Origin of the sequence: Streptococcus constellatus (assembly GCF_902167705.1) — a bacterium.
In the GTDB taxonomy this organism is placed as follows: domain Bacteria; phylum Bacillota; class Bacilli; order Lactobacillales; family Streptococcaceae; genus Streptococcus; species Streptococcus constellatus_A.
In genome coordinates this window covers 1-4,042 of sequence record NZ_CABHMZ010000012.1, presented here as the reverse complement: position 1 = coordinate 4,042, position 4,042 = coordinate 1, and the positions used below count along the sequence as shown (strand labels likewise).

1 protein-coding gene and 2 pseudogenes are annotated in these 4,042 nt (G+C 39.6%); all 3 read left to right on the top strand.

Annotated elements, in window-relative coordinates; genetic code table 11:
* Window positions 1-81 precede the first annotated feature (81 nt).
* Window positions 82-348, top strand: a pseudogene (locus FQ204_RS03685) (LURP-one-related/scramblase family protein); the annotation flags it as partial.
* Window positions 349-397: 49 nt separating this feature from the next.
* The gene (gene alaS / locus FQ204_RS03680; protein WP_144208754.1) at window positions 398-3,016 is read left to right on the top strand and encodes an alanine--tRNA ligase; all 2,619 of its coding nucleotides are present in this window, start codon (window positions 398-400) and stop codon (window positions 3,014-3,016) included.
* A gap of 421 nt (window positions 3,017-3,437) precedes the next feature.
* Window positions 3,438-3,955: pseudogene (locus tag FQ204_RS03675) on the top strand (SPFH domain-containing protein); the annotation flags it as partial.
* Window positions 3,956-4,042: the final 87 nt, after the last annotated feature.

The window sequence follows — 4,042 nt, the reverse complement described above, 5'->3', positions numbered from 1 at the left end:
CCACGAAAATGTTTAGCTTACAGAACTGCTTATGAAGCTCTAGTGGATGAGTTAGAGTAAATGTTGCACTTATTCTTGCAATTTATCATCCGTAAAAAATTTACTTTTTTACGAGACAAATATGAATTTGATAACTTAGGTCTGCGCGTAGAAGGCAATATCTGGGATTTGGAATTTCGCTTGCTGGATGCGCAGGGACAAGTGATTGCAGAGATTTCAAAAGAGCTCTTGCACCTGATGTCCACTTATCAAGTTGTAGTTTATGAAGATGCTTACGCTGATTTAGTCATCTCTTTGTGTGTAGCCATTGACTATGTAGAGGCTCTTGAAAGTAGTTCTTCGAGTTAGAGAGCGGCAATAGGAAAATCAGTTAGAGAAATTTTTAAGGAGAAAAAATATGAAACAATTATCAAGTGCTCAAGTACGCCAAATGTGGTTGGATTTTTGGGCTTCAAAAGGTCATGCTGTAGAACCGTCTGTTAGTCTAGTACCGGTCAATGACCCGACCCTATTATGGATTAACTCTGGCGTAGCAACATTAAAAAAATATTTTGATGGTACTATTATTCCAGAAAATCCACGGATTACCAATGCACAGAAAGCGATTCGGACGAACGATATTGAAAATGTCGGAAAAACAGCGCGTCACCATACTATGTTTGAAATGTTAGGAAATTTTTCTATTGGTGATTATTTCCGTGATGAAGCGATTGAATGGGCTTTTGAGCTCTTGACTAGTCCTGAGTGGTTTGATTTTCCAAAAGATAAGCTCTACATGACTTATTATCCAGACGATCATGATTCTTATAATCGTTGGGTTTCAATCGGTGTCGATCCAAGTCATTTGATTCCAATTGAAGATAATTTCTGGGAAATTGGTGCAGGGCCTTCTGGACCGGATACAGAAATCTTCTTTGACCGTGGGGAAGCATTTGACCCTGAACATCAAGGACTTCGTTTGCTTGCAGAAGATATTGAAAATGATCGTTATATTGAAATTTGGAATATCGTTTTGTCTCAATTCAATGCTGATCCAGCGGTTCCACGAAGTGAATATAAGGAGTTGCCTCACAAAAATATTGATACGGGTGCAGGTCTAGAGCGCTTAGTAGCTGTTATTCAAGGGGCAAAAACTAACTTTGAAACAGACCTCTTTATGCCGATTATTCGTGAAGTAGAGAAGTTATCTGGTAAGAATTACAATCCAGATGGTGACAATATGAGCTTCAAGGTCATTGCAGACCATATCCGCTCTCTGTCATTTGCTATTGGCGATGGTGCGCTTCCAGGAAATGAGGGACGTGGCTATGTTCTGCGTCGCTTGCTCCGTCGTGCTTCTATGCATGGTCAAAAATTAGGAATCAATGAGCCTTTCCTTTACAAACTCGTTCCAACTGTCGGAAAAATTATGGAAAGCTATTATCCAGAAGTGCTTGAAAAGCAAGATTTTATCGAAAAAATCATCAAAAGTGAAGAAGAATCTTTTGCTCGCACGCTTCATTCAGGTCAACACTTTGCACAAAGCATTGTGGAAGAGTTAAAGGCAAAAGGACAGTCTGTTATTTCAGGAACGGATGTCTTTAAACTGTACGACACCTATGGCTTCCCAGTAGAATTGACCGAAGAAATTGCTGAAGAAACTGGTATGACAGTAGACCGCGAAGGCTTTGAAGTTGCTATGAAAGAGCAGCAAGACCGCGCACGGGCTAGTGTTGTTAAAGGTGGATCTATGGGCATGCAAAATGAAACCTTGCAAAACATTACAGCTAAAAGCCACTTTAACTATGAAAAAGAAGATTTATCTGCGAAGTTGGTTGCGATTGTGGCAGATGATAAAGAAGTAGAAGAAGTGACTTCTGGTAAGGCTTACCTCGTTTTTGCAGAAACGCCATTTTATGCTGAAATGGGTGGACAAGTAGCGGACCACGGACAAATCTTTGACCTTGCAGGTAATCTCATTGCACAAGTCATAGATGTTCAAAAGGCGCCAAATGGACAACCGCTCCATACGGTAGAAGTGGTAGCACCACTCACACTAAACCAAGAATATAAGCTGGAAATTGACCACAACCGTCGTCACCGTGTTATGAAAAATCACACAGCGACACACTTGCTCCATGCAGCTCTTCACAATGTTTTAGGTAAACACGCAACGCAAGCAGGCTCTCTCAATGAAGTAGAATTTCTTCGCTTTGACTTCACTCATTTCCAAGCAGTTACAGCAGAAGAACTCCGTCGCATTGAGCAAGAAGTCAATGAAAAAATCTGGGAAGCCATTGACATCAAAACGATTGAAACAGACATTGATACGGCTAAAGAAATGGGAGCAATGGCTCTCTTCGGTGAAAAATACGGCAAAGAAGTTCGTGTGGTGACAATTGGAGATTATTCTATTGAGCTGTGTGGTGGTACTCACATGAAGAATACTTCTGAAATTGGTCTTTTCAAGATTGTCAAGGAAGAAGGAATTGGCTCAGGAACTCGTCGTATCCTCGCTGTGACGAGCAAAGAAGCATTTGAAGCGTATCGTGAGGAAGAAGATGCTTTGAAAGCTATTGCAACGACATTGAAAGTCCCACAAATGAAAGAAGTTTCGCGTAAGGTTGAAGCCTTGCAAGAACAACTTCGCCAATTGCAAAAAGAAAATGCTGAACTGAAAGAAAAAGCAGCAGCCGCTGCTTCAGGTGAAGTCTTCAAGAATGTTCAAGAAGTTAATGGTCATAGTTTTATTGCCAGCCAAGTTTCTGTGTCCGATGCAGGTGCTCTACGCACTTTTGCAGACACTTGGAAACAAAAAGACTACTCAGACGTTCTTGTTCTTGTGGCAGCCATTGGTGAGAAAGTTAATGTCCTTGTGGCTAGCAAAACAAAAGATATTCATGCTGGCAATTTAATCAAGGAACTTGCTCCAATCGTAGCTGGTCGTGGTGGTGGTAAACCAGATATGGCTATGGCTGGAGGAAGCAATCAAGCAGCTATTCAAGAATTACTTGCAGCTGTTCCTGAAAAATTGTAATGTCATATTACTTTAAGTGAGATAGCAGTTCAGTGTCTGCTCTACAATGATTTCAAGAAATGAAATCTAAGAGGAGTTGCATAAAAATCATACAAAAAACGAACAGTTTCGATTTTCTGTCAGTCAGAACATCGGAATTATTCGTTTTTTTATTTGTACGATTAGGTCATGGTGTTTTATAAATCAAAAAATAGTTTTCATATTTTTGATAGTTACAATTTTATAAAAATATGGTAAAATAGTTTTGAAGATAAAGCGCTTTCATACAGCTAATTATATTGCGATAAAAAGACAAATATTGCTAGTTAGCGTATGATTTTTTGTAAAAACTCACAAATTTATGACAAAGGAGATGATGTCGTTCAGTAGTACAGTTTAAGGTAACGGAAACATGCTTTTTAAAGAGAGAAAGGAGATTCTTATGGGACTCATTAAAGCAGGAATTGGTGCCGTAGGCGGTGTATTGGCTGACCAATGGAAAGAATTCTTTTACTGTGATACCATGGACAAGTCCGTCATGGTGGTCAAAGGACAAAAGCAAGTATCTGGACGTTCATCCAATACGAAGGGCAGTGACAACATTATTTCGAATGGTTCTGGAATTGCTGTTGCAGACGGTCAGTGTATGATGATTGTCGAGCAGGGAAAAATTGTTGAAGTCTGTGCTGAACCTGGTCAGTTCACTTATGACACCTCTAGCGAGCCGAGCATTTTTACAGGCAATTTAGGCGATTCCATTAAGGAAACTTTTAAACAAATTGGAAAACGTTTCACTTATGGTAGTGATACAGGCAAAGATCAGCGTGTTTACTATTTCAATACCAAAGAACTGATTGATAATAAATTTGGCACTCCAAATCCGATCCATTTCGTGTGGTGGATTCAAAAATCGGCTTAGATGTGGATGTTTCTGTGCGTTGCTCTGGTGTTTATTCTTATGATAAATTGCAAGAATAAGTGCAACATTTACTCTAACTCATCCACTAGAGCTTCATAAGCAGTTCTGTAAGCTAAACATTTTCGTGG